This is a genomic window from Candidatus Neomarinimicrobiota bacterium, assembly GCA_021157965.1.
Classification (GTDB): domain Bacteria; phylum Fidelibacterota; class Fidelibacteria; order Fidelibacterales; family Fidelibacteraceae; genus Fidelibacter.
Genome location: JAGGVO010000047.1, coordinates 1 through 25,557, shown reverse-complemented (window position 1 = coordinate 25,557; position 25,557 = coordinate 1). Strand labels below are relative to the sequence as shown.

Annotated in this window: 17 protein-coding genes; 8 read left to right on the top strand and 9 right to left on the bottom strand. The window is 45.4% G+C overall.

The genetic code is table 11. The annotated features are described in order from the left end of the window. Nucleotides 1-27 precede the first annotated feature (27 nt). Both J7K63_07635 and nfo read right to left on the bottom strand, forming a co-directional pair. Complete coding sequence (locus J7K63_07635) at nucleotides 28-915, bottom strand: cation transporter (GenBank protein MCD6234891.1); 888 nt, start codon at nucleotides 913-915, stop codon at nucleotides 28-30. A 29-nt stretch (nucleotides 916-944) separates the two neighbouring features. Next, the gene (nfo, locus tag J7K63_07630) at nucleotides 945-1,808 is read right to left on the bottom strand and encodes a deoxyribonuclease IV (GenBank protein MCD6234890.1); all 864 of its coding nucleotides are present in this window, start codon (nucleotides 1,806-1,808) and stop codon (nucleotides 945-947) included. 119 nt (nucleotides 1,809-1,927) lie between these two features. Between nfo and J7K63_07625 the strand changes: the two genes are divergently transcribed. Further along, the gene (locus tag J7K63_07625; GenBank protein ID MCD6234889.1) at nucleotides 1,928-2,866 is read left to right on the top strand and encodes an FAD-dependent thymidylate synthase; all 939 of its coding nucleotides are present in this window, start codon (nucleotides 1,928-1,930) and stop codon (nucleotides 2,864-2,866) included. An 82-nt stretch (nucleotides 2,867-2,948) separates the two neighbouring features. Here J7K63_07625 and J7K63_07620 read toward each other — a convergent pair whose 3' ends face one another. Both J7K63_07620 and J7K63_07615 read right to left on the bottom strand, forming a co-directional pair. Beyond that, complete coding sequence (locus J7K63_07620; protein MCD6234888.1) at nucleotides 2,949-3,167, bottom strand: hypothetical protein; 219 nt, start codon at nucleotides 3,165-3,167, stop codon at nucleotides 2,949-2,951. Between the two features lie 22 nt (nucleotides 3,168-3,189). Beyond that, complete coding sequence (locus tag J7K63_07615) at nucleotides 3,190-7,182, bottom strand: PAS domain S-box protein (GenBank protein ID MCD6234887.1); 3,993 nt, start codon at nucleotides 7,180-7,182, stop codon at nucleotides 3,190-3,192. 265 nt (nucleotides 7,183-7,447) lie between these two features. Here J7K63_07615 and J7K63_07610 point away from each other — a divergent pair, with 265 nt between their 5' ends. Beyond that, nucleotides 7,448-9,862 (top strand): penicillin acylase family protein, encoded by a 2,415-nt coding sequence (locus J7K63_07610; GenBank protein ID MCD6234886.1) that lies wholly within the window; start codon nucleotides 7,448-7,450, stop codon nucleotides 9,860-9,862. 261 nt (nucleotides 9,863-10,123) lie between these two features. On the opposite strand, the gene J7K63_07605 is transcribed toward J7K63_07610, so the two are convergent. Beyond that, complete coding sequence (locus J7K63_07605; protein MCD6234885.1) at nucleotides 10,124-11,452, bottom strand: TldD/PmbA family protein; 1,329 nt, start codon at nucleotides 11,450-11,452, stop codon at nucleotides 10,124-10,126. 8 nt (nucleotides 11,453-11,460) lie between these two features. After that, nucleotides 11,461-12,987, bottom strand: a complete 1,527-nt coding sequence (locus J7K63_07600) for a TldD/PmbA family protein (protein MCD6234884.1) — start codon at nucleotides 12,985-12,987, stop codon at nucleotides 11,461-11,463. A gap of 216 nt (nucleotides 12,988-13,203) precedes the next feature. Between J7K63_07600 and J7K63_07595 the strand changes: the two genes are divergently transcribed. From J7K63_07595 to J7K63_07570, 6 genes are all read left to right on the top strand, one after another. Further along, on the top strand, nucleotides 13,204-13,482 hold the full coding sequence (locus tag J7K63_07595) for an HU family DNA-binding protein (GenBank protein MCD6234883.1): 279 nt from the start codon (nucleotides 13,204-13,206) through the stop codon (nucleotides 13,480-13,482). 242 nt (nucleotides 13,483-13,724) lie between these two features. After that, entirely contained in the window at nucleotides 13,725-16,856 is a 3,132-nt protein-coding gene (locus J7K63_07590) for a PD40 domain-containing protein (GenBank protein MCD6234882.1), read from the top strand. Nucleotides 16,857-16,885: 29 nt separating this feature from the next. Next, nucleotides 16,886-18,268, top strand: coding sequence for an LptF/LptG family permease (locus J7K63_07585; protein MCD6234881.1), 1,383 nt, complete (start codon nucleotides 16,886-16,888; stop codon nucleotides 18,266-18,268). Further along, on the top strand, nucleotides 18,265-18,789 hold the full coding sequence (locus J7K63_07580; protein ID MCD6234880.1) for a gamma carbonic anhydrase family protein: 525 nt from the start codon (nucleotides 18,265-18,267) through the stop codon (nucleotides 18,787-18,789). Before J7K63_07585 ends, J7K63_07580 begins: the two co-directional genes overlap by 4 nt. After that, entirely contained in the window at nucleotides 18,789-20,054 is a 1,266-nt protein-coding gene (locus J7K63_07575) for a thymidine phosphorylase (GenBank protein MCD6234879.1), read from the top strand. Before J7K63_07580 ends, J7K63_07575 begins: the two co-directional genes overlap by 1 nt. Before the next feature lie 178 nt (nucleotides 20,055-20,232). After that, nucleotides 20,233-22,086 (top strand): MFS transporter, encoded by a 1,854-nt coding sequence (locus J7K63_07570; GenBank protein ID MCD6234878.1) that lies wholly within the window; start codon nucleotides 20,233-20,235, stop codon nucleotides 22,084-22,086. An 89-nt stretch (nucleotides 22,087-22,175) separates the two neighbouring features. On the opposite strand, the gene J7K63_07565 is transcribed toward J7K63_07570, so the two are convergent. From J7K63_07565 to J7K63_07555, 3 genes are all read right to left on the bottom strand, one after another. Then, nucleotides 22,176-23,579 carry an FAD-binding protein gene (locus tag J7K63_07565; protein MCD6234877.1) on the bottom strand — a complete coding sequence of 468 codons (1,404 nt, stop codon included), beginning with the start codon at nucleotides 23,577-23,579 and terminating at the stop codon, nucleotides 22,176-22,178. Then, the gene (locus J7K63_07560; protein MCD6234876.1) at nucleotides 23,576-24,784 is read right to left on the bottom strand and encodes an electron transfer flavoprotein subunit alpha/FixB family protein; all 1,209 of its coding nucleotides are present in this window, start codon (nucleotides 24,782-24,784) and stop codon (nucleotides 23,576-23,578) included. Before J7K63_07560 ends, J7K63_07565 begins: the two co-directional genes overlap by 4 nt. Nucleotides 24,785-24,786: 2 nt before the next feature. Next, the coding region (locus J7K63_07555) for an electron transfer flavoprotein subunit beta/FixA family protein (GenBank protein MCD6234875.1) at nucleotides 24,787-25,557 on the bottom strand (771 nt) is incomplete at its 5' end.

The window sequence follows — 25,557 nt, the reverse complement described above, 5'->3', positions numbered from 1 at the left end:
ATCAAATCACCCATCTCCCACATCTCTTTACGTATGAATAATTCTTTCATCATCACACTCCGTTTCAAATTGTACCGTGAGGTGGTCAATGTGGTATTCTTTTAAAATGCGTAACATTTTTTCACGGATTCGGGATGTTTTTGATAAAAGCCGGTCATCAATGATGGCTTCACAACTAAATGCCCGATGGGACTCTGAGATGTTCCAGATATGGACATGGTGAATATTAATGATTTCATCAATGGTTTCCAGCTTTTGTACAATCTGATTCAGATGCAGATCTTCCGGGGTTCCGTTCAGTAATATCCGTATGGTGGATTTGAGAACTTTCACGCTACTGAAAATCATGAAGATGGCGATAATCAATGTGACAGCCGGATCAATCCATGACCATTGCCATAGCCATGCGCCGATGGCGGCAATAATCACAGCGACAGAGCTCAGTGTGTCGTAAAAAAGATGTAAAAAAGCACTTCGGATATTCAGGCTGTGATTTTTATCCTTTTGTAAAAAAAAGATACTCAATGCGTTTCCGGCAAGTCCAATAAATGCAACGGGGAGCATAATGCTTAAGACAGGGATTTCCGGATTTTGAAAGCGCTCCCAGGCTTCACGGACCAGAAAAAAGGCAATGACGATCAGTATGGACATGTTGATAAAAGCAGAAAGGATTTCTGCCCTGTGATAACCAAAGGTAAAACGTGTGTTTGCCGGTTTTTTTGATAATGCCTGAGCGCCATAACTGATGCCGATAGCCAGGGTATCTTGCAGATTATGAACAGCATCGGATAAGAGGGCAAGACTGTTGGATAAGAATCCGCCAATGAATTCTGCCAGTGTAATTGCTGCATTCAGCAGGAATACAATCAGGATTTTACCCCGTGATGATACATGATGATGTGAATGGGAATGCACATGAACCTCATAGTGTTAAGTGAACTAATTTAGGAGGATTTGTTTGATTTTGTAAAGGATAGAAGCATTTGGATTTCATCAGCCCAAATCTCCGGGTTGACGGTTTCCAGTATCAGGGGGATGCCCCTGAACCGGTCATCCGACATGATAAATTTAAAGACAGTTAATCCCAGGGTTCCTTTTCCCAATGATTCATGACGGTCCTTTTTTTCACCCAATCCGGTTTTGGCATCATTAAAATGCATTCCCTTTAGTTTGGAAAATCCGATGAGGGTGTCGAATTCTTCAAAGACCATCCGGCAGGATTCTTCTGTTCTCAGATCATATCCTGCCGCAAAAGCATGACAGGTATCGATACAAATCCCTACCCGGTCCTTTTCTTTCACCTGATCCAGGATTTCAGCTAATTGCTCAAAGGAATAACCGATATTGCTTCCCTGACCGGCTGTATTTTCGAGGACAGCCATCACACCTTCAGTTTGGTTAAGGACCCAGTTGACAGATTCTGCAACCCGGGCAAGGCACGCTTTCTCTGATATTTTCCTTAAATGACTTCCCGGATGAAAATTCAGACGGTCCAATCCCAATTGTTCACACCGTTTCATCTCATCCAGAAAAGCTTCACGGCTTTTTTGGAGTCCGTCCGTTTCCGGATGACCCAAATTAATCAGATAACTGTCATGGGGAAGAATGCTTTCAGGAGGAAAATTCAGGGCTGCACAGGTTTCCTTGAAGGTGGTGATCTCATCTTTTTCAAGGGGTTTGGCGTGCCATTGTCGCTGATTTTTCGTAAAGAAGGCAAAGCCGGTAGCACCGATGTCTGCCGCGTTTTTGGGAGCATTTGACACACCCCCTGCTGCACTTACGTGGGCTCCGATGTAATAAGGTTTCATGCATTTCTCCTTTTACAGGAAAATATAAAAGCTAACCCCGGAATTAAAAAAAGAATTTCCAAAGCCATCGCATCGGAATTTTCTTAACTTATCCCGGACATGAAAGGATGAGGAGACCGATGGAAGAAATAATGGAAAAATTGGTGCGGTTTAACAGCAAAGCTCTGGATGAGATTTTGGGCAAACCTTTTAAAGTACTGGATGACGGCTTTGTGCGGGTTGTGGATTATATGGGTACTGATAGCAGTATTGTCCAGGCGGCCAGAGTCTCATATGGAAAGGGGACGAAAAAGGTCAGCCGGGACCGGGAACTCATTCGGTATCTGCTCCGACACCAGCACACGAGTCCCTTTGAAATGTGCTCAATCAAACTTCATGTTCGCGTGCCCATGGATTGCTGGCGCCAGTGGATACGCCACCGAACGGCCAGTGTCAATGAATATTCCACCCGCTATTCCATTGCTATCAATGCAGCTCAGAAAACAGCTCCTGATGCCTGGCGCGGTCAGTCTGCCGTAAACCATCAGGGGAGTGCCGGACTCATTGATCCGGAGATCGGGCGGGAATTCAGCCAACAGGAATCGGAATTACACCAGTTAGCACGCCAAGTCTATTCAAAACGCCTGGAGGCGGGTGTTGCCCGTGAACAGGCACGAAAGGACTTACCCCTCTGTACCTATACGGAGGCATACTGGAAGATTGACCTCCACAATCTCCTCCATTTTCTCAAACTCCGGATGGAGAGCAATGCTCAAAAAGAAATCCGGGACTATGCTCTGACGATAGGCCATGAAATTGTAAGCCGCTGGGTCCCGGTAACTTGGGAAGCATTCAATGATTATGTGATGAAGTCCATACAATTTTCACGCCTTGAACGGGAAATCCTGGCATGTCTGCTCAGGGGGCTCCCGGAAGCTGCCCTTGAAAAGGCGGAATCTTTTGGCTGGTTGGTGCGGGATGCACAGGGAATCCTGAAAAAAAAACAGGAACGCTACGAATTTGAAGAAAAGATGCGGACCATGAATATCACTCTCCCCTGGGAAAAAAATTCTATCTAAAAAATATCCGAAGTTATGAGTAGTGATTTTAACTGTCTATGTATTTCCCAAAGGAAATTCTATCGTCACATGAATCCCTTTATCACCGGGCAATATCATTCATGATGTTTACAAAAATCTCCTGAGGATTCTTTGAATCATCCAGAAAAACCTTGGGTGGATTTTCATAGATGCCGACACGAACTTCACGGCCGGATAACATATCCGGCAAAAGGCAGAAAAGTATAAATAGCAACAAGACTATAATTCGGAGCATATAGCGGGGAAGGCGAACAGAAAGCAGAAAAAGTTTTCTTGCCATGACAGACTCCGCTTTGTGATTCTTACTCTTTCTGAGGAAATGTGATGGTAAATACCGTCCCCCGGGATTTTTTCGATTCAACCTGAAGGGTTCCTTTGATTTGTTCTGTTAATAATTGAACCAGATGACAACCCAGGGACTCACTTTTCTGAGGATCAAAACCTTTTGGTAAACCGACCCCGTTGTCTTTTACTTTTATCTGGACAGTTTCGGTATCTGGTGAGAAGACTTTCAGATGGATTTCGCCTGTATCCCTTCCCCGAAAAGCGTATTTCAGGGCATTTGATATTAATTCATTGAGGATGAGTCCACAGGGGACGGCTGTGTTGATGCTTAAGGCAATATTTTCCACATCGCTTTTTACCTTGATTTGGGGTCCGTGGGCATAGGTAGAGACTAACTGATTGGCCAGGCTGGCCAGATAGGATTTCATATTCACTGCTTCAATATTTTTCGTGTCATACAGCTTTTTATGGACCAGTGCCATGGCCAGAACCCGGTCGCTGCTCTTTTTAAAGGCTTCGATAGCATCTTCTTTTGTCTTGATTTTTCGTGCCTGAAGTTTTAAAAGACTTGAAATCACATTTAGGTTGTTTTTTACCCGGTGATGAATTTCCTGCAGAAGGATTTCCTTTTCCTGCAGGTTTTTCAGGATTTGTTGTTCGTAAGTCCTTCGTTTTTCTTCCAGTTCGATTTTATACAGGGCAAATCCGATGTCTTCGGCCACTTCAGTAAAGAAGATCTGTTCCTCTTCCAGTTCAGCAAATGCCGAAGGCACCCCCATTGTTATTACGCCGTAAAGTTTGTCCTGATAGCTCAAAGGAGCTGAATAAACAGCATAGTTCGGGTCTTTATCAGAAAATTTACACTGGTTGCAGACGCTTTCTAAACCATGGTATATGTGAAATGAACGTGATTCAATGATATCTGTAATGCAGGCCGGCAGGGTGTTATCGTTTAGGTTATTAAAAGACTCTTTAAACCCACAAGTGCCTTTGCCGGAAATTTTTGTAATGTGAAAATTATTTTCGTTGTCAATTAATATAATCCAGGCATACTGATAGCCGAGAGTTTCCGTCAGATTCACGCAGACTTTTTCAACCAGTGTGTTTCTATCCGTTTCTTTTATAATCAGCTGATTTACATTTCGTTTGCCCATCAAAACTTTCTTAGCATGTGTTTCCCGTGCCTGTGCCCGCTTCCATTCATACCAGAGACCGATGGTATTGGCTACATTGTTAATCAGATCCTGTTCTTCCGGGATGATAAAGGGTTTGTTTTCAGTGTAAAAAACAACCAGGCGCCCCAATACCTCATCCCGGGCCCTGATGAATGCCTGTAAATTTTTATTTGCAACTGTATTGGCCGATCCGTTGCGGTAAATGCGTCCTTCCAGTTCAATGACCGGAAAAACCGAACCGGGAAATTGCATGGCTGTTTTTACATGACGGATTACACGCTCGCAAAAGTCTTTCTCAGGGAGATTCTGCAGTGTTTCCTTGCGAACCGATGAAATACAGGCCAGTTCTTTCAGTCTATTCTTTAACTTATTCTCAATTTTCTTTTTGTCGGTGACATCTCTTGCCACACCATACAGGACTTTTTCTTCCGGATAGGGATATGAGTTCCAGGCAAGCCATTTAATGGTCCCGTCTTTGCATAAATACCGGTTTTCAAATTGGCGAATTTCCTGCCCGTTTATCAGCACTGACTGGAATTTCTCCGTCGAATCTCTGTCCTCGGGATGAATAAATTCAATCCAGGGTCTGGATAGCAGTTCTTCCTTACTCCAACCCAACACATGCGTCCAGGAAGGATTCAGCACTTTAAAATATCCGTCAAATCCTGCAATGAACAACATATCCAAAGCATGGTTGAAAATACGATCACTGTTTCGAATCTGTTCCTCGGCTTGTTTACGTTCCGTGATGTCCCGCGTAATGCCTTGAATACCCATGGGATTTCCCTGATCATCCAAAAGCAGAGTGGTGCCGATTTCCACGGGCAGAGGTTTTGTATCTTTGCGAATAAATTCCGTCTCGAATGTTTGACCTTCATTTTCCGGCAGGGATTCCAGAGCTTTTTGAAAGATTTCGGCAAGTTTTTCAAAATGGCCTTTAGTACAGAATTCCCGGATATTTCTGCCTGTCATGTCCTCTGGTTCATATCCCAGCATCTTTTTAACTGCCGGACTCACATATTTGAAATTGTAATTCATATCCATCAACCAAATCATATCTGTGGAATTATCCGTCAGCAAGCGGTACTTTTCTTCCCGTTCCCGGAGTTCCAGGGTTCGTTGATCCACCAGTTTAACCAAGCGGTTTTCCCTGTTTCTCAAATAGGCGATGAAGAGTGTCAAAAACAGCGTGATAATCAGACCGGTAATGAAAGTAAGGCGGGTTGTTCCCAGGGGAAAAGTACTATAAAAAGCCGGGGTAGGATGAGTGACCAGTGCCAGGGAACGCCCGAACATGAACAGGGGGTAACTGCTGAAATGCCGAAATCCGCGAAGTGTTTCCTTTTTCACAAACGGGGGATACGGAGTCCGTTTATCCGGCATATACGATGTGATAATCCGTTGGCCCTCTTTATCTTCCAAATCCACAAGATGGATGCAGATTAATGAATCAACGTCCAATGAATAGGTCGGGATGCTGAGATGTAAAATACTGGAAAGGTTAAGGGCTGTGAGAGCAATGCCTGTGAGATCACAGAAGAAGGGACTTTTGTATTCTTTATGGGCATGTCTGAATGCCGGTTTCATAATATATAGTGTTTCCGAAGTAATGTTTTCTTTATAATTCGGAATAGCTCCTGTGGCTGTTATCATTTTTGTAATTAGCAGCTCATCCAGTACTTCCTTAAGAAAAGGGTCCGAAGAAATATCAAATCCGATCAGCGCTTCGTGGGGTGTAAAAGGGGCTATTTGTCGAACAGGAAAATAATAATTCCGGGGAGCAACCGGAATGGAAGATCCGTCATGAGTCCGCTCCCAGACTTTGAATGGCCTCTTTTTTTCCTTCCCAATTTGATATTCATAGGATTTGAGTGAGGGTTGGTCAATATAATCCACCCAACTATAAAACCGGACATGTGAAGTATTGAATAGGTGTTTGGCAAACTGGCGAAATTCTTCGTCGTTCACATAATTACTGTTTTCCTGGAAATTCACAAGGCTGTTCAGATGATTTCGGATCGTTTCAAATGAGCGGTTTACATCCCTTGTAATGGAAGAACTCAATTGCCTGTAAATTTCGTTTTGTTTCGAACACTCATAATTATAAAACATAAATGTGATGGTCATTGTTAACAAAATGCCCAGAACGAACGTAATGATAATTTCAAGATACTGCAGGAGCGATTCCTGGCGTTTGCGCCAGAAGAGGTTGATGATGATGCCACCCAGAAAGATAAGACCGATCACGATGGACATCATCAAAACCCTATTATTGGTATCGTATAAAATATCTATCCCTATAAGCATGATGAGGGAGTCTGTCTTCGTATTGTGAATAGGAGACAATGCCGTAAGTATCTGATTTCCCGAATTCTTCAGGGGACCAAGGACAACGGTTTCTCCTTGGTAAAGCCGTATGCGATTCTTCGGGTTCAGTTTTTTTTCGGTAAGAAAATGTGATAATTCCTTGGATGAAAAGGGTCCGGGAATAGTGTTGGGACCCATTTTTAATGTGTTGTTTGTTAAGGCGAGTGTATAAATACCGCGGTGATCAATTAATTGTCCGTAATGTTTTAATTGGTTTTCCACACGGTGGTAAGCAAAAGATGCGCTGTCAGACAATGTAAAATTCAGTTCTTTAATGAGTTGTTTATCCAAGGAATTCGCCAGTCCCTGAACCTGATGTGTGAGTTTTTGCCGTATATAATTATCTGTGATACGCCCCTGCCATAAAGTGCCAAAGATACCAACACCAACTACAATGAAAAGGATGACAACAGAAAAAAGGATAATTTTGCATTCTTTCCAATGCTTCTGAAAATTGAACCGCGTCATAGCTCTAACCGTATGGGCATATTTAGAACATAAAGATATTAAATCGATATCCTTCCAATGGATCCTGCATGATGTCAGAGAATGAAGCGTCATTGATATAGCTTATTCCTTTTATGCAATTTAGAAAGGCGCAAATACGGAACCAAATAAATTGTGATGTTGTTTCCCCGGGATATCGTGAAATAAAGAGTTATCAAATCTTGACTTCAGAGATAAAAAAGTTTAATCTTATTTATTCATTATCAATCAGCAGATGGAGGGAATCATGCGGTTGAAACATAAGCTTGTATGGATTGTTTTTGTTTTAGTGATTGCAGTGGCCGTGAGTGGAATTCTTTACCTGAACCGGCTAAAAAAACAGGCCTTGCCCCGCTTAGAGGGTGAATTAGTTCTCGCGGGTCTGGAGAATCCTGTTACGGTATACCGGGATGAATGGGGTGTTCCTACATTGGAAGCCCAATGTGAGGACGATTTGTACCGGGCTGTTGGGTATGTGATGGCATCGGATCGTTTATGGCAGATGGATTTGCTTCGGAGGGTGACTCAGGGACGGTTGTCTGAAATATTCGGAAAGGATTTTGTAGAGACCGATCTGTTGATGCGGACCCTCAGGATGACAGAAAAGAGCCTGAAAATTCTTGAAAGCACAAAAAACCCCGATATTCTGACAGCTCTGGAGTCCTTCTCTGCCGGGGTGAATGCCTATATAGAAACCCACCGGGATAAACTCCCGCCGGAATTTGTTATCCTGGGATATAAACCGGAACCCTGGGAGCCGGTCCATTCCGCCAATCTCATCGGGTATATGGCCTGGGATTTGACCATGCCTTATTCCTCAGAAATTATCCTGTATAAAATCGGCCGGAAACTGGGACATGATTATTACCGTGAGTTGATCCCGGATATCACTGCTCAATATTCGGTTGTCCATGAAGAGCTTTCCGGTGCTGATTTGCCGGATATAGGTGCTGTGCTTCAGGATGCCACTCAAAAACTTGACCGCTTGGGCGTGGTTGTTTTTCACGGAAGTAACAATTGGGTTGTCGGACCGGATAGAAGTGAAACCGGTGCTCCCCTTTTTGCCAATGACATGCACTTGGGGCTGTCCTCGCCCGGTATCTGGTATCCCATGCACCAGTATGTTTCGGATGGTCTTCATGTCAGCGGTGTTGTTCTGCCGGGACAGCCTTTTGTGATTGCCGGACACAATGAACGCGTTGCCTGGGGAATGACCAATGTGATGGTGGATGACATGGATTTTTATCTGGAAAAAGTCTCGGATGAAAATCCGGAGTTTTATGAGTTCAAGGGAGAATGGAAGGCTTTTGAAATCCAAAAGGAAAAAATTCCCGTCAAAGGTGAAAAACCAATTGAAATGTCGATTCTCTTTACACATCACGGGCCTGTCATCAGTGATTTCAAAAGGACAGGTGATGATGTAATTACCATGAAGTGGCTTGGATATGACTTAAGCCGGGAGCTGGAAGGTGTGTATGCCTTGAACAGGGCGGACGACTGGAATGATTTTCGGGAAGCGGCAAGGGGGTTTGTTTCCGTCAGCCAGAATATTGCTTATGCCGACGTTGACGGAAATATTGGCCTTCAGACCTGTGCAGGCATTCCGATCCGGAAAAAGGGTGACGGACTCATGGTGGTGCCGGGGTGGACCGGCGAATATGAATGGGAAGGCATTGTTCCCTTTGAAGAACGGCCATACAGTTTTAATCCTTCAACCGGGACTATTTCATCAGCAAATAATAAAACGACAGATGAAGCATATCCCCATCATATCAGTTATTGGTATGCCCTTCATTACAGGATAGACAGAATCCGGGAGATGCTGAACAGCAAAGATAAACTTTCAACCCGGGATTTTATGCGTATGCACACAGATTACCAATCTGTTATGGTACGGGATTACCTGCCCGGATTATTGAAGGTTGTCCATGCCCACCGGGGAGAGTTAACACCTTCAGAGACCGGTGCCCTGAACCTTTTACGGACCTGGTCCGGGTCAATGGAAGCCTCCGAAGCAGCCCCGGCTGTTTTTGATCATTTCTATGTTACCCTGGTCCGGAATTTGTTCCTGGACGAAATGGGAGATTCATTGTTTACGGAATATTCACGGAGCTCTTACCTTTCACGCTATGCCGCAGATAAAATTTGGGAAAATCATGGTGGAATCTGGGTGGATGATATTAAAACAAAAGGGACGAAGGAAACTTTGGAGGATATAATCTGGATGACATTTCAGGATGTCGTGGCCGACCTGGAAGATAAACTGGGAAACGATCCACAATCCTGGGAGTGGGGGGATTTACATACTCTGGCCCTCAGCCATCCCCTGGGATCGGTGAAAATGCTGGACAGGGTTTTTCATTTGAATGGGGAGTCTTATCCGGTACCGGGCAGTTTTCATACGGTGTGTCCCTTTGCCTACAGCCTTGCAAATCCTTATAGCGTGAATCACGGTGCTTCACAGCGCCATATTTACAATCTTGCTGATTGGGATAAAAGTTATGTCATTCTCCCTACGGGAAGCTCGGGAAATCCTGCCAGTCCTTTTTATCTGAATCAGACTGAAATGTACCTGAAGGGTGATTACAGGAAGGATTTCTTTACCATGAACAAAGTGAAGGAATCTGCAAAATATATACTGACTTTCACGAACAGCCGATAATATAAGTCCTGACAGAGTATGGTTTTTTTGGGTTGATTTACTGTTTAAATATGTTGAATTAAATCACTTGCTTAATATATGAAAATTCCTATTCTGAATGACCCCCGGGGATAAAATACGCTGTCACCGAAACGAAAGCAAGGTTATATTATAATTAATATATCACCCCATTTTGATAAATAAATTTCCCTGGTTCAATCCCGGTTATCGAACAGGACGCCGCAGGCGGATGTATCGAGGTGCAACCTTAACCTGCGGTTTTTATTTCCCTGCAAAATCCACATTTTCAAACACCAGTGTGGGCATCCGGAAACTGGAGAAAAGATACGGGTCGTTTCCTGCGGCATGGAGTGATTTGATCAGATCCGGATAATTCCCGGAAATGTTCATTTCAGTAACAGGACGGACCAATTTTCCGTTCCGGATTTCGTGTCCCATAACACCATAACTGAAATCGCCGGTGCTAGAGTTTGAATTTCCCCCGATAAACTGGGTTACGTAAATCCCTTCCGGTACGGTTTTAATCAGTTCTTCAGGGGATAATTTACCGGGACTGAGGATCAGATTGGAAAAGCTTCCCGATGTGGAATTCATCCCCAATTTGTTCCCATAATAAGAATCAATGAAATAGTTTTTCAGGGTCCCTTTTTCAAATATAATTCTTTTTTGTGCCTGGATGCCCTCTTCATCAAAATAGCGGCTTCCAAGTGCCCGGGGAATGAAGGGATCATTCAGAAGGGTAAACAGATCTGAACCAATCTGTCGGTTCATCATGCCGTCGAGAAAGGAGCGTTTCTGGAACAAGGATCTTCCGGTTAAAGCTCTGATTACGGGATACAGCAAGCGGGGGACAGCTGTATTTTCCACAACCATGGTCTTTTTACCGGAATCAATTTTTATGGCACCCAGTTTTTGTTCTACACGCTTAACCGCTTCAGCGGCGACGGTTTCCGGTTCCCACAAATCCTCAAAATGACGGGCATTGATCGATTTCCAATCCTCCGGTTTTCGCCCTCCCGGTTCATCCATACTAACTTCCACACTCATGCCCACGTAGGTTCTTTCCACCTTGCCCGAGAAACCGTTGGATGCCCTTCCATAGATATGGCTATGGCCGTTCCAGAATTCACCTGTTACGGATATCAATTGTTTGTTTTTTGCATAGGCACTTTGAACAAGACGGTTCAGAATACTCTTTTTCTGCTTAATGGACATAAAGGAAAGATTTTGATCCACCAAATCCAGATTCACCTGTGGCCTCGATGCTGGGTACAGTGACGGATCCGGCAGTTTACGCTCCTCATCCTTTTCAAGATAAGAGGTCATGGAAACAGCTTTGTCCAGAAAAGATTCAAGACGGTCCGGATTCAGATCGTTGGTGGAATGGTATGAGTACCGATTATCTTTGAAAATTTCCACATGGAGTGAGGACTGGATGGATTCTTCCATTTTTTCAATGGAATTATCCCGCTGGTTTATACTGAATCCCGAATTTATACTGAGTACTGAACGGATAGCATCAGCCCCGATCTTGAGAGCTTTTTGCTCTATCCATTTTAACACATTTTCATAATCTTTTTGTTTTTGCATGATAGACCTCAAATGTTTTTACCACCCACGGTTATGGAAGAAACCTTGCAGGTTGGGATACCCTGGGATACGGGGACCGATTGGCCGCCTTTTCCGCAAGTCCAGCCGCCTTCTGCCAGTTTCAGATCATTGGCCACCATGGTGATTTTACTCAGAACATCCGGGCCGTTGCCGATAATGTTAATATCTTTCACAGGCTGAGTCAGTTTTCCGTTTTCAATCATATACCCGGATTTTACATAGAAGGTGAAATCTCCGGCACCAATATGAACCTCACCGTTCAGGAACTGATCTGCATAAATACCCCGGGTTGTGTTTTGGATGATTTCTTCAAAAGTGTGTGGACCGTTGAGCATATAGGTGTTGCGCATCCGGGGTTGGGGCGGAAATTTAAAGGATTCCCGGCGACCGTTCCCGGTGGGCTTAAGCCCGTAATATTTGGCGCTGATCCTGTCATGCATGTAGGAACGAAGAATCCCGTTTTCCACAAGGTGTGTTTTTTGACCGGGAATCCCTTCGTCGTCCACATTGATGGAGCCCCGGATGTTGAGGTTGGTTCCGTCATCTACAATGGAAACAATGGGTTCGGCAACTTTCTTATTCATCCGGTCTGAAAAAATGGAGATCCCTTTCCGGTTGAAATCAGCTTCCATACCATGACCGATGGCTTCGTGAAGAAGTATCCCTGCACTGCCGGCGGCAAGAACAACGGGCATTTCTCCGGCAGGTGCCGGTACGGCATCGAAAAGGGCAATAGTGCGTTTGACGGCTTCACGGGCCAGATACATCAATTTGTCTCGGGTGTACCAATTGATATCCTGCCGGGCTGAAAGGTTAAAACCGTTGTTTTCACGGCGACCTTTCTCTTCTGCCACACAAAAGGCATTAAAACGGGTCATGGGCTGATAGTCCCCCGCAAGGACCCCCTCTGATGTGGCAATGAGAATCAGGCGTTCATTATCCGAAAAATTTAATTGTGTTGCCTGGATCCGGGAATCCCTTTTTAACATTTCATTATTTACGAATCTCAGCATCTGAATCCGCTTCTTAATAGATACATTTTCCCAGCGGGTGATGATTGGGTAATAATGGGGAAGTTCTCTCTCTTTCAGGATTTTGACGTCTTTTTGTCCAGGACTTCCGGCAATTTTGGCCGCAGTCCGCGCCACACTCTGCATCTTTTCCGGTGTAATCTCTTCCGTAAAAGAATATCCGGTCTTTTCCCCTTTTAAAACCCGGACACCCATCCCGAGAGAGGACTCGATGTATGCCCGGTTTACGGTGTCATTTTCCATCACCACCGAATTCCCCGTTGAGTATTCAAAAAAGAGATCTGCATAATCTCCTCCCTCAGACAGGGCTGTTTCAAGTATTTTGCGGATGATCTCTTCGTCTACTCCAAAAAAGGAAAAATATTCCCCCAGATTTTTTGGTGCTGCACTGCCGGGACGCTTCAGACAATTAGTAAGCGTCAGGGGCATTCCGGCAAGAATAACGCCTGCCGTTCCGGCTTTGATAAAATCCCGACGGGTCATTTTTTTCATAGATCCTCCCGTTTAAACAGATAAGGTTAAATATAGTTTACCTGTAAAGGGCTTCCAAGCTCATTTTTTTTGTAAAAAAGGAAAAAACTTTCCCGAAAGTGCATAAATAAAGGATTTTCTCTTGACATATATTAAAATTATCACAATATTAATTCTAAATTATGTGGGAAACATCAAAACAAACAAACTAAACAAAGGAGACCCCAGATGAGTTTAAGTAAAGCTGATCTCGTAAGCAAAATTGCTGCTGATGCCGGTATCACCAAAGACCAGGCCGGAAAAGCTCTGAACAGTTTTCTCGGAGCTGTCGAGGATGCATTGAAAGCCGGTGACAAACTGACACTGGTAGGTTTTGGAACTTTTTATGTGGCTGAACGCAGCGCCCGGATCGGTGTCAATCCCGCAACCGGTGAAAAGATTAATATTGCTGCTTCCAAAGCACCAAAATTCAAAGCCGGAAAAGCTCTGAAAGAAGCTGTCAAATAAGCTCTTTCAACATTTTTCAAATTAAACCCCGTCTCTCATCTGGCGGGGTTTTTTTCTTATTGATGAACCCACCGGCCTGTTTCATCGTCCGGAAGGCGGATTCCATTTGCCGGATGGATTGGATTGAAACCTCATGCCGCAACCCTCGTTAACAGATGTAATGGAAATGTGTCCTGCATACGGAGATGTCTTGACTAAGACACTGAATTTCAATATTCTCAACTAATAGTTTGGAGAAGCGCATGTCCGCTAAACGTCTGATGATTCTTGCCTTTATAATCATCTGGTCTTTTCCCCTCCGGGCTCAGTTCGGGAAAAACAAGGTCCAGTATGATACGTTTGACTGGAAATATATTCAAAGCAATCACTTCGATATTTATTATCATGATGATAACTATAAGATTGCCGAGTCTGCCGCCCGGGAGGCAGAACAGGCCTATACCAGCATACGCAATCTGTTGAACTGGCCTCTGCAAAAGCGTTATGCAATTATTTTATATAACAGCCACAAAGCTTTTCAACAGACAAATACCTATTCAGGAGATGTTTCCGAAGGTACCGGAGGTTTTACGGAGTTGTTTAAAAACCGTATCGTTCTGCCTTTTGAGGGAAGTTACAGGGACTTCCGCCATGTGATTCATCATGAAATGGTCCATGCGGTTATGAATGATATGTATTTCGGCGGATCTATCCAATCGATCATTTCCGGTGCCGTAACCCTTGATCTTCCCCTGTGGCTGGCCGAGGGGACGGCCGAATATGAATCCCTCCGTTGGGATACACAGGCGGATATGTTTATGCGCGATTTTGCCTTTAACGGGCAGTTTCCACCCATGTGGGCTCTGGACGGGTATTATGCCTACAAGGGCGGTCAGTCCATCATACGCTTTATTCACGAAACCTATGGGATGGAAAAACTGACCGACTTCTACGGCTCCCTTAAAGCCACTCACAGCGTCCCCCGTAGTATCAAGCGCATTTTTAATATGTCCGAAGAGGATTTTACCGCTGAATGGCATAAATATATCCAAAAAACCTACTGGCCGGATATTGATTTTGCCGAAGATATTTTGAATATCAGTGTCCGGCTGACCGATCACAATGAACTTGGGAACTATCAGAATATCGCACCGGCCCTGAGTCCGGATGGATCCAGAATTGCCTTTCTCAGCGACCGGAATGGCTATGCGGATATTTTTACCATGCGTGCTGAGGATGGGAAGGATGTTAAGAAAATTGTTTCAGGTCAGCGGAAAGCAAAGCTTGAAGAACTCAAATGGCTTTCTCCGGGTATCAGCTGGTCTCCCGATTCTAAAAAGATCGTCTTTGCCGCAAAAAGCGGTCCTTCCGACGCTCTTGTGGTGGTGGATGTAAAAACTAAAAAACAAACCTTTTATCCTATAGAAGAACTGAACGGAATCTATTCAACGGATTGGCATCCCCGGGAAAATATTATTGTCTTTTCCGGAAACAACGGTTGCCAAAATGATATTTATACCTATCATCTGGATACCAAAACCCTCACGAATCTCACCCGCGATCATACCAGCTCCGTGAATCCTATATGGGCACCGGATGGCAAATCCATCCTTTATATTAACGAAAAACGCCGCAGCCTGCCCCTTCAGTCTTTCCGCCATCCCTACCAGAATGATGTCTGGCGCATTACTTATCCCGAAGGGGTCAAAGAAGCCGTGACACAGACAGACTGGGATGAAGATTATGCCATTTGTGCCCCTGATGGGAAAACGATTATTTACACGTCCGACGAGAACGGGATTTTTAATGTGTGGATTAAACCGGAAACCGCCGAACCCTATGCCGTGACAAATATTTTAGGCGGTGTTTTTCACCTGGATATCTCACGGGACGGCGGTACCATGGTTTTAACGGCTTTTCAAAACGGCGGATGGGATATCTACCGGATTAACGAGCCTCTGTCTTTATTCCCCAGGGACCTGAATATAACTGAATTCAGAAAACATCATTATACCATTGAAACCACCGAACCCCTGGCCTACAAATCTGCCCCGGATCAGTCGGTATCCGTTAAAAAGACCATGCCGGCAACAGTCAGTGATATGGAAAAACCGGAAAGACAGGGTGAATACAGCAAATTTATCTTTATTCCCCACCACAGACAGGATGCCTTTACAAAAGGGGATTCCGTTGCTCTGGATTCAGCACTCATCTTAACCGAAACGGGCGATTACAAAGTCCATGAGTATAAAACCCGATTCTCCCTGGATCTTGTGGATAGCCAGGTGGGATATTCCACTTTTTACGGAATCCAGGGACAAACGGTATTCCTTTTCAGTGATATGATGGGCGACCATCAGATAGGTATCGGGACAGAATTATATATCGATTTGAAAAATAGTGACTACTCCATCAGTTATGCATATCTGAAAAACAGACTCAATTTCGCCGCCACATATTATAATGATTCCAATCACTACTATACCTACTATCTTACGGACTACGGGTATGCTATCCGTTTCACCCGGTACCGTAATTACGGATTGATGGCAGGGATATCCTATCCCTTCGACCGCTACAGGCGTCTTGAATATACACAGACCTTGTCAACAATCAGTCGTGAAGTGATGGACATATATGAATCTTACGAGGATTTTGACCACTCCTTCCGAAGCACCGTTTCCACACTCGCCTATGTGAAAGACAATGTCCTCTGGTCTTATACGGCCCCCATGGACGGGACCCGCTGGCGGGTACAGTTTGATTTTTCTCCCAATATCAATACGGATACACCGGCCTTCAACACCCTCTCTCTGGATTTCAGGAAATACTGGAAATTCAATTTTGATTATCACATTGGTTTCCGCCTGACCAGTGGGTACTCCTGGGGACGAAATCCCCAAACATTTCTCATCGGAGGTGTGGATAATTGGCTCAACTACCGCTATAACACGAATGCTCCCATCTTTGGCACATCGTCAAGAAATTTCAGTGACGATATGACCCTTTATTACTTTTCCCGTTTTGTCACTCCTGTCCGGGGAACGCCCTATTTTGCCAAATACGGAGACAAATTCACGGTGGTCAATGCCGAACTCCGCTTCCCCTTCCTGGAATATGCAAAATTCCGCTTTCCCTTACCGTTGAATCTCTGGCAAATCAGGGGTGTGCTTTTTATGGATGCGGGAACAGCCTGGTATGATGATTTAACCCTGATTCAGAATCCGGATTTGTGGCCTTTTAACAATAAGTTTCAGGATCTCATTGCATCAACGGGAACGGGAATTCGTATTTACCTTGGTTATTTCCTGCTGCGCGTCGATATGGCCTGGGAATACGACGGCAATGGCTTTTCCAAACCCCGCTACCTCTTTTCTCTGGGAGGGGATTTCTAAATGGCTGACTATACCGGAGACCGGCTTTTATGAGAATTCCAAAACTCTATGTTTACATTTTTAAAGAGCATCAGGGCCCCTTTTTTGCTGCCATTTTCGTGCTTGCTTTTCTTTTTATTTCCAATCTGCTCATGACAAGTCTGGATAAGTTGCTGGGTAAAAACCTGGGTTTTGTAGCCGTAGAATATATCATACTGAATCTGGCATGGATTTTGGCGATGGCCGTTCCCATGGCGGTGCTCATTTCAACCCTCATGGCTTACGGCCGGCTGGGAGAAGATAACGAAATTACGGCCATGCGGGCTTCGGGAATCAGTTTTACATCGATTATCCGGCCATCTCTTCTCTTTGCCTTTATTGTGATGTTGGGACTTCTGTACTTCAACAATTATATCCTGCCGGATGCCAACCACCGGGCCAGACTTTTAAAAAGGGCTATCTATCAAAAACATCCCGACCTGAATATCAATGCCGGATATTTCCTGTATGATATTCCCGATTACACCCTCTTCATCCGGCAGAAAGAAGGAAATAACTTAAAGGATTTGCTCATTTACCACACGTCTCCCGAGGGGCAGCACATTACTGTCTGGGCTCATACCGGAAACTTATCCACCAGGGGTACACGGGTGATCCTGGATTTGCAGGATGGTGAAATTCATGAGTATCCCGCTGAAAAAGATGAGGAATACCGGATACTCCATTTTGAAAAGCATCGCATCACCATTCCTGTGGATGAAATGTCTCTCCAGAGAAAAGAGTCGAATCACCGGGGGGACCGGGAGATGGATATTGCGGATATGCTGGCCATTGTCCATGATTATCGTGAGCGCCAGGAAAGTATCCGAAACAGGATTAAATCGGATATGGCCCGCTGGGATGCAGATACAACAGTCTTTGATGTGAACAGGTTTGATGCCCATCTGAACAATCTGGTAACCTCTTTCGAGAGGGATTCCATCGCAAACAATCCTCGGAAAGCCAGGAATTATAAACAGCAAATCAGGACATTGAAAGCCCGACAGAAACGCCTGGATACGGATATCAGGATTCTCCAGGCTTATAAAATGCAGGAAAATAAATATTTGGTGGAGATTCATAAAAAGATATCCATGCCGGTTGCCTGTATCATATTCGTCCTGGTAGGGGCACCTTTGGGAATCATTGCCCGCCGGGGAAGTATGGGTGTGGCCGTTGGGGTGAGTGTTGTCTTTTTCCTGGTGTACTGGGCATCCCTTATGGGCGGCGAACGCCTGGCCGACCGGGCTATTATCTCCCCCTGGGTGGCGATGTGGTCATCCAACATTTTCTTTGGATTCCTGGGGATTTTTCTGGTGTGGTATGCCATACGGGAACAAGTCACCCTGAAAATATTCAGAAAACGTGTAAAAAACGGGAACGATGAATCATGATTATTATCCATCACGGCGTGAAGCCTGTCATTCATCCTAAAACAATGCTGTTACCTGATACGACCCTGATCGGCGATGTGATTATCGGAGAATATACCTCAGTATGGTTTCGCTCCGTCCTTCGGGGGGATATCCACTATATTCGTATCGGGGAAAACTCTAACCTCCAGGATGGGGTTCTGGTCCATACGGGTACGGGAGAATATCCGGCACTGGTAGGTGATGATGTGACTATTGGTCATGGAGCCATTATTCATGGGACAGATATCCGGGACAGGGTTCTCATTGGTATGGGTGCCACGTTGTTAAACGGGTCTGTTGTGGAAGAAGGATCTATTGTGGCGGCAGGTGCTGTTGTCCGGGAACATTTTACCGTACCTGCCCGAACCTTGGTTGCCGGTGTGCCGGCTAAAGTAATCCGGGATGTGACGGATGAGGAATATGAGAAAATTCTGAGCTCGGCTCATCACTACCGTGAATTGGCAGAATCGTATCTTTTAACAAATCAGGAGACAGACTGATGTTACCCTATTCATTGATTGAAAAAAAACAGGCCGGAAAATCTCTGACCCGCAAAGAGTGGGAATTTTTTATTTCCGGATATTTATCTGAAGATATCCCTGCGTATCAGATGTCCGCCATGTTGATGGCAATATATTTTCGCGGATTGGAAGATGAGGAGGTATCAAATCTGATTGATATCGTCATTAAAAGCGGGGAAAGGATACATTTCAAGCATAAGGATGTCTTTTATGCCGATAAACACAGTACTGGTGGGGTTGGAGACAAAATCTCATTGATTCTTGCACCTTTGGCGGCCGCATCGGGCAGAGTAAGGGTTCCTATGATCTCCGGTAGAGCACTGGGACATTCAGGCGGAACCCTGGATAAACTGGAAAGCATTCCCGGGCTGAGAACCAATTTAACTTTGAAGGAATTTCAGGAACAGACCGATACCATCGGCTGCGCCCTCATCGGACAAACAAACGATATTTGTCCGGCAGACCGGGAATTGTACGCTCTCCGGGATGTGACCGCAACCGTCCGCTCCATTCCCCTTATTTGCATTTCAATATTGAGTAAAAAAATTGCAGAAGGAATTCAGGGACTTGTCCTGGATGTGAAATCGGGGAACGGTGCTTTTATGCAAACGCAAAAAGATGCTGAAACACTGGCCTCAAAACTGAAACACTTTGGAGAGGCGGGAGGCCTGAAAGTCACGCCTGTCATCACGGATATGAATCAGTCTCTTGGAAAAGCGATTGGGAATTGGCTGGAAGTCCGCGAATCCCTGGATGTCCTTCTTGGCGGTGGTCCCAAAGATGTCCGGGATTTATCCATCCGCCTGACGGAAGAGATGATTCTTCTGGCCGAACCGGAAGCCGACCGGAAAGAAATTCGTGCCGAACTGGCATCTCTCCTGGATAACGGTAAGGCCTTTGATAAATTTCTGGAAATTGTAAAAGCACAGGACGGGGATATTTCCGTTCTCGAAGATCCCGATACCTATCCTGAGTCTGATTATGTGGCAGAAATCACCGCCGATGAAAATGGCACTGTAAAATCCATTGATACGTATGGTTTGGGACTGGATGCTATCGATTTGGGAGCCGGAAGACGGAAAAACACCGATACTATCGACCCGAAAGCCGGGATGCTGGTCCATGTAAATATTGGTGATAAAGTTTCTCCCGGAGATCCTGTGATTACCCTTTTTTCAGATAATGAAAAAACCCTGAATCAAAAGACGAAAGAAATAGGGAAAAGGTTTGTTTTAGAGGGATAGTTGGGGGAAACGGAAAGAGAGGATACGAGGGATAGGAGCGGATTCCCGTATTTGCCCGGAACAGGAAAAAAGATGGCCCCGGATTTCAGTCCGGAGTATATGCTCTTGGCTTGTTCTCCCTTTTCATTTCATGTAAATTGCACGTGCAAAAATACACTCATTAAAATTGGGATTTGACATGACGGAAAAAAGCACAAAAAGCCGATCTCCCTGGTGGTGGATACCATCACTTTATTATGCCGAAGGACTCCCTTACGCGATTGTAATGTATATCACGGTGGTGATGTACAAGAAAATGGGGGTTTCAAATGCTGAAATTGCACTCTATACAAGCTGGCTCTATTTACCCTGGGTGATAAAACCCTTCTGGAGCCCCATTGTGGATGTGTTGAAAACAAAGCGGTTCTGGGTTCTTGCCATGCAGCTTATTATTGGTGCCGCTTTGGGCAGTGTTGCCCTCACCATCCCCTTGCCGAATTTCTTTAAAATCACCATTGGGATTTTCTGGCTTATGGCTTTCAGCTCCGCCACCCATGACATTGCGGCCGATGGTTTGTATATGATTGGCCTGGACCAGCATCAACAGGCCTGGTTTGTAGGAATCCGGAGCACTTTTTACCGATTTGCCATGCTGACGGGACAGGGGCTGCTGATTATTCTGGCTGGACTGATCGAAAGTAACAGCGGACTGGATTCCGTTGAACTGAAAGCCTATTCCGATGTCTCCCCGGAAGTATATACCATGGCTACTGCAGAGGATATGCCTTCCATTGATGAAACAGGTGAATTATCCATTGTCAGCTGGCCGGATGAAGTTGTGATTGACATTGAGCCCATCATGACAACCACGGCCGATTCCATCAAAGCAGCCGTTAAAGCCTGGAATCTGGCCCACGGGCAGCCCAAGGAAGAGGAAGTGGTGAAAAAGGAATCACATTCCTGGTGGGCCGTTCATGTGGCGGATCCCCTTAAACAAACTCTGAAGAATCGTTTCGGCGATAAACCCAAACCGGTCCTTGAAAAAGTCGGTAATATGGGTGTTATCTTTTTCCGGCTCAATAAAGCTCCGGAAAAAGATGACGAAGAAGTGGTGATCACTTTCGGCCGGAATACAGGAAGCAAAAATATCAATCTGGTGGAAGGCACCCGCTTTGTGTTTACCCGTGATAACTGGGATCAGCCCGCCATGGCTTTAATCCAATTGGATCCCAAACTGGATCAGAGGGAATTTGCCACCTTTGAGGCAAACAGTGGAAATATTGTTCTAAGTTGGTCCGTGACCTTCATTGTCCTGTTTGTCCTTTTCATGTTCTTTGCCGTGTATCATTTCTTTGTTCTGCCGAAAAATGTGGAGGAAGAACGGAAACAAAGTTCTCTTCTTGAATTCATGAAGGATTTCTTCGGAACCTTCAAAGATTTTTTTACAAAAGAAAAAATCGGTGTTTCTATTGCTTTTCTCCTGCTTTTTCGACTGGGTGAATCCCAGCTGGTCAAACTGGCGGCGCCCTTTATTCTGGATGCCCAGGAAGCCGGAGGATTAGGGCTCACAACTCAGGAATACGGTTTTATCTATGGAACAATCGGCCTTCTGATGCTTACACTCGGAGGGATTCTGGGCGGTTTTGCCGCAGCTAAACACGGACTCAAATACTGGATATGGTGGATGGCTATCGCCATAAATGTTCCGAATGCCGTTTATATCTACATGTCCTCTGCTTTGCCGTCCAATACCTTTGTCGTGGCCTTATGTGTGGGACTGGAACAATTCGGATACGGATTCGGATTTACCGCCTATATGCTCTATATGATTTCCGTTGCCGAAGGCAAGTTTAAAACAGCCCATTACGCCCTGTGTACCGGTTTTATGGCATTGGGCATGATGATTCCGGGGATGATCAGTGGCTGGATTCAGGAAATTGTGGGTTACCAGAATTTCTTTATCTGGGTTATGCTGGCAACTATTCCTGGCTTTATATTGATTCGGTACCTGCCTATCAGTCCCGATTTCGGGAAAAAGCAGGAAGGGCGTTGAGAGGTTTAGACGTTTAGACGTTTAGACGTTGAGACGTTTAGACGTTGAGAGGTTTAGACGTTGAGAGGTTTAGACGTTGAGAGGTTTTATTAAAAGCAGACTTTTTCCGGATTGAGGATGTTTTTGGGATCAAAGGCTGTTTTAATATTGCGTAAAAGCTGCATGTAGGTATCGCCGGCGTTTTTTTTCAGGTATTCCCGTTTGGCATACCCGATGCCATGTTCACCCGATATATGTCCGCCCAGTTCTTTACCCTTTTTATACAGGCGATCGAAGGCAGCCGTAAGCTTTTTATGGTAGGTTTCATTGTCCATCTCATCCTTCAGCAGATAGACATGGAGATTCCCGTCCCCCGCGTGACCAAAACTGGCAATGCGGATATCCAGTTCTTTTTCAATCCGGCGGGTATAACGGATAAAAGTGGCTACGTGTTTTCGGGGAACCACTACATCGCACTCATCCATTTCCGTTGTGGATGCCTTGATGGCTTCCAGAAAAGCTCCCCGGGCACTCCAGATTGATTCCTGCCTTTCCTGGGTGTCTGAAATGAAAACATCCATGGCACCGGCATCCAAGCAGATATGGGCAACCTTTTCATACTGTTTTTCCACTTCTTCGCGGGTATTTCCATCAAAGGTGAGCAGAAGGTAGGCATCGGATGTGGCGTCCGGGAATTTTTTTCCCAGATAATCTTCAGCATTCAAAATTACCCGTCGTTCCATGTATTCAATGGCTGTGGGGATGCTTTTGGATTTGATAATTTCAGGCACTGTTTCGATAGCTGTTTCCAGGGTTGGAAAGGGGACAAGAAGGCTGATGGCAACCCTTGGCAGGGGCAGAAGCTTCAGGGTGGCAGCTGTAACAATCCCAAGGGTTCCTTCGGAACCAATAATCAAATCCTTCAGACTGTAACCGGAGCTGTCCTTAACAATTTTACCACCCATTTCAACCATTTCGCCATTGGGAAGCACTACCTCAAGTCCCCGGACAAAATCCCGGGTTACACCGTATTTAACTGCCCGCATGCCGCCGGCATTGGTGTTGATATTTCCCCCGATGGTTGCACTTTTCTCTCCCGGATCGGGAGGATAAAAAAGATCATGGGATTCTACATGTTTAGAAATTTCCATCAGCAATACGCCCGGTTCAACCGTTAAAGTTAGATTGTCTTCATCCAACTCAAGGATTTTATTCATCCTCACAAGGCTCATGAGGATGCCCCCCTTCACCGGTACGGCAGCTCCAACCAGACCTGTTCCCTGTCCACGAGGGGTGACGGGAATATTATTTTCCCAGGCATATTTCATGATTTTCGAGACTTCTTCCCGGTTTTGCACTTCAGCTACGACATCCGGATAGCGGTGTATGCCTGCCAGCTCGTCGTGACTGTAATCTTCATGAATTGCTTCACCCGTCATCACCCGTTCCGGCTCACAGACCGATTTTAAAAATTCAATATCCCGGGCATCTACCTGTTTATATGTGAAACTCATACTTGGTCTCCTTTGTGAGTCTGACCCTCCGGGGCCGGCAGTTCCTTCAATAAAGCGGGAATGACTTCATAGAGATCCCCGATAATGGCATAATGGGCAACATCAAAGATGGAAGCTTTCGGGTCTGTGTTGATGGCAATGATGTTTTCCGAATTGTTCATGCCGGCGACAAACTGGACAGATCCGGATACGCCGCATGTAATCATGAGTTTGGGCTTTACCGTCCGACCGCTGAGACCGATTTGGGTTCGGGGGTCTGACCAGCCGGCTTCAATTAAGGGCCGGGTTGTGGCCACCATGCCGCCCAGCCGGTCTGCCAATTCGCGGATCATGGCCAAATCAGCCTCTTTCTTTACGCCTTTGCCGGCGACAACGATAACTTCGGCATCTTCGATGGACTGAACCTTTTCCTTTTTCCGTACTTCCAGAACCCGGATGCGGCTTTTCAGGCGATGGGATGGAATATCCTCAAAAATAAGCTCTCCCGAAGGTTTTGCAGTCCGCTCCGGGGCATTGAATATTTTGTACCGGACCGTGGCAAACTGGGGCCGGTGATTCGGAGTGTGAATATGAGCCATGATGTTACCGCCAAAAGCAGGCCGTATCTGATCCAAATCGGTGTTATCCTGTACATCCAGGATGGTACAATCGGCAGTGAGTCCCGTCCGAAACCGGGCAGCCGTCCGGGGTGCCAAAGAACGCCCCACGGTGGTTCCGCCAACCAATACAATGGAAGGCCGCACCTTTTTGATGAAATCTTCAAAAACCGCTGTATAGGGCTCAATCCGGAAATCTTTCAACTCCGGTTTATCATAGACAAATATCTTATCCGCTCCGTAATGCCGGAGCTCCTCTGCCTTTATGGAAATTCTGTCCCCCATCATCAGGCAGTATACGGGGTAACCGATTTTAACTGCCATTTCCCGGGCTTTGCCCAAAAGCTCAAAGGTCACGGGATGAATGTTGCCCTCCACGTGATCTGCATAGACTGCAATGCCCCGCCAGGCCGATTTGTTTACCTGAGGCCGCTCTTCCTCCACATATTCAAAGACATCCGGATACTTTTTAACACAGATTTTGCACATTTTGCATGCAGCATTGATGCTCAGGTACTCGTTGATATATTCAATGGCATTGAAAGGACACACGTTTGTCAGTTCTTCGGGATTTCGGATGTTTTCCTGATGGATAATGATTTTTGCCATGATTACTCCCGGACAAATTTCAGTTCTTTGAGTTTTTCCGCCAGCCGTCTTCCCAGTTCGTCACCACTTCCGGTCCACACTTCACTCACATCATTTTTGGGAGGAGGAAAGACTTTCAGAACCTGCGTTGGGGAACCGTTCAATCCGTAATGATAGATATCCTGGTCTTCCAGATCCCTGAAGGTGATATGGGGAATTTCCCTTTTATTGGTTTTTAATTTCAATTTAAAGGATGGGAGCCGGGGTGTATAAATATCTTTTTCTACCGTGATGAGGCAGGGAAACAAAACTTCCTGGATTTCAACGGTCTCGGGCATGTCCATTTCGACGGTGATGGCTTTATCGTCCATGGAAAGGATTTGCCTGACATTGGATACATGGGGGATTTGTAAGAATTCGGCAATTTCCGGCCCAACCTGAGCCGTATCCCCGTCCGTTGTCATTTTACCGCAGAGAAGCAGATCGAATTCACCCATTTTACGGATTCCCTGGGAAAGAGTATAGGCTGTGGCAAGCACATCCGCTCCGGCAAATTTTCGGTCCGTTAACAATGCCCCTTCGTCTACCCCCATCATATATGCTTCCCGGATGATTTGAGCAGCCTGTGGCGGACCCATACTCAGGACCTTAATGGTTCCTCCCTTTGTTTCCCGGATTTTCAGGGCTGTCTCAATGGCATATAAATCGTATGGATTCATTTTGGAATCAATGCCGTCCCGCTTTAAAACACCGGTCTTTTCGTCAACTTCCACATCCGATGTTCCGGGAACCTG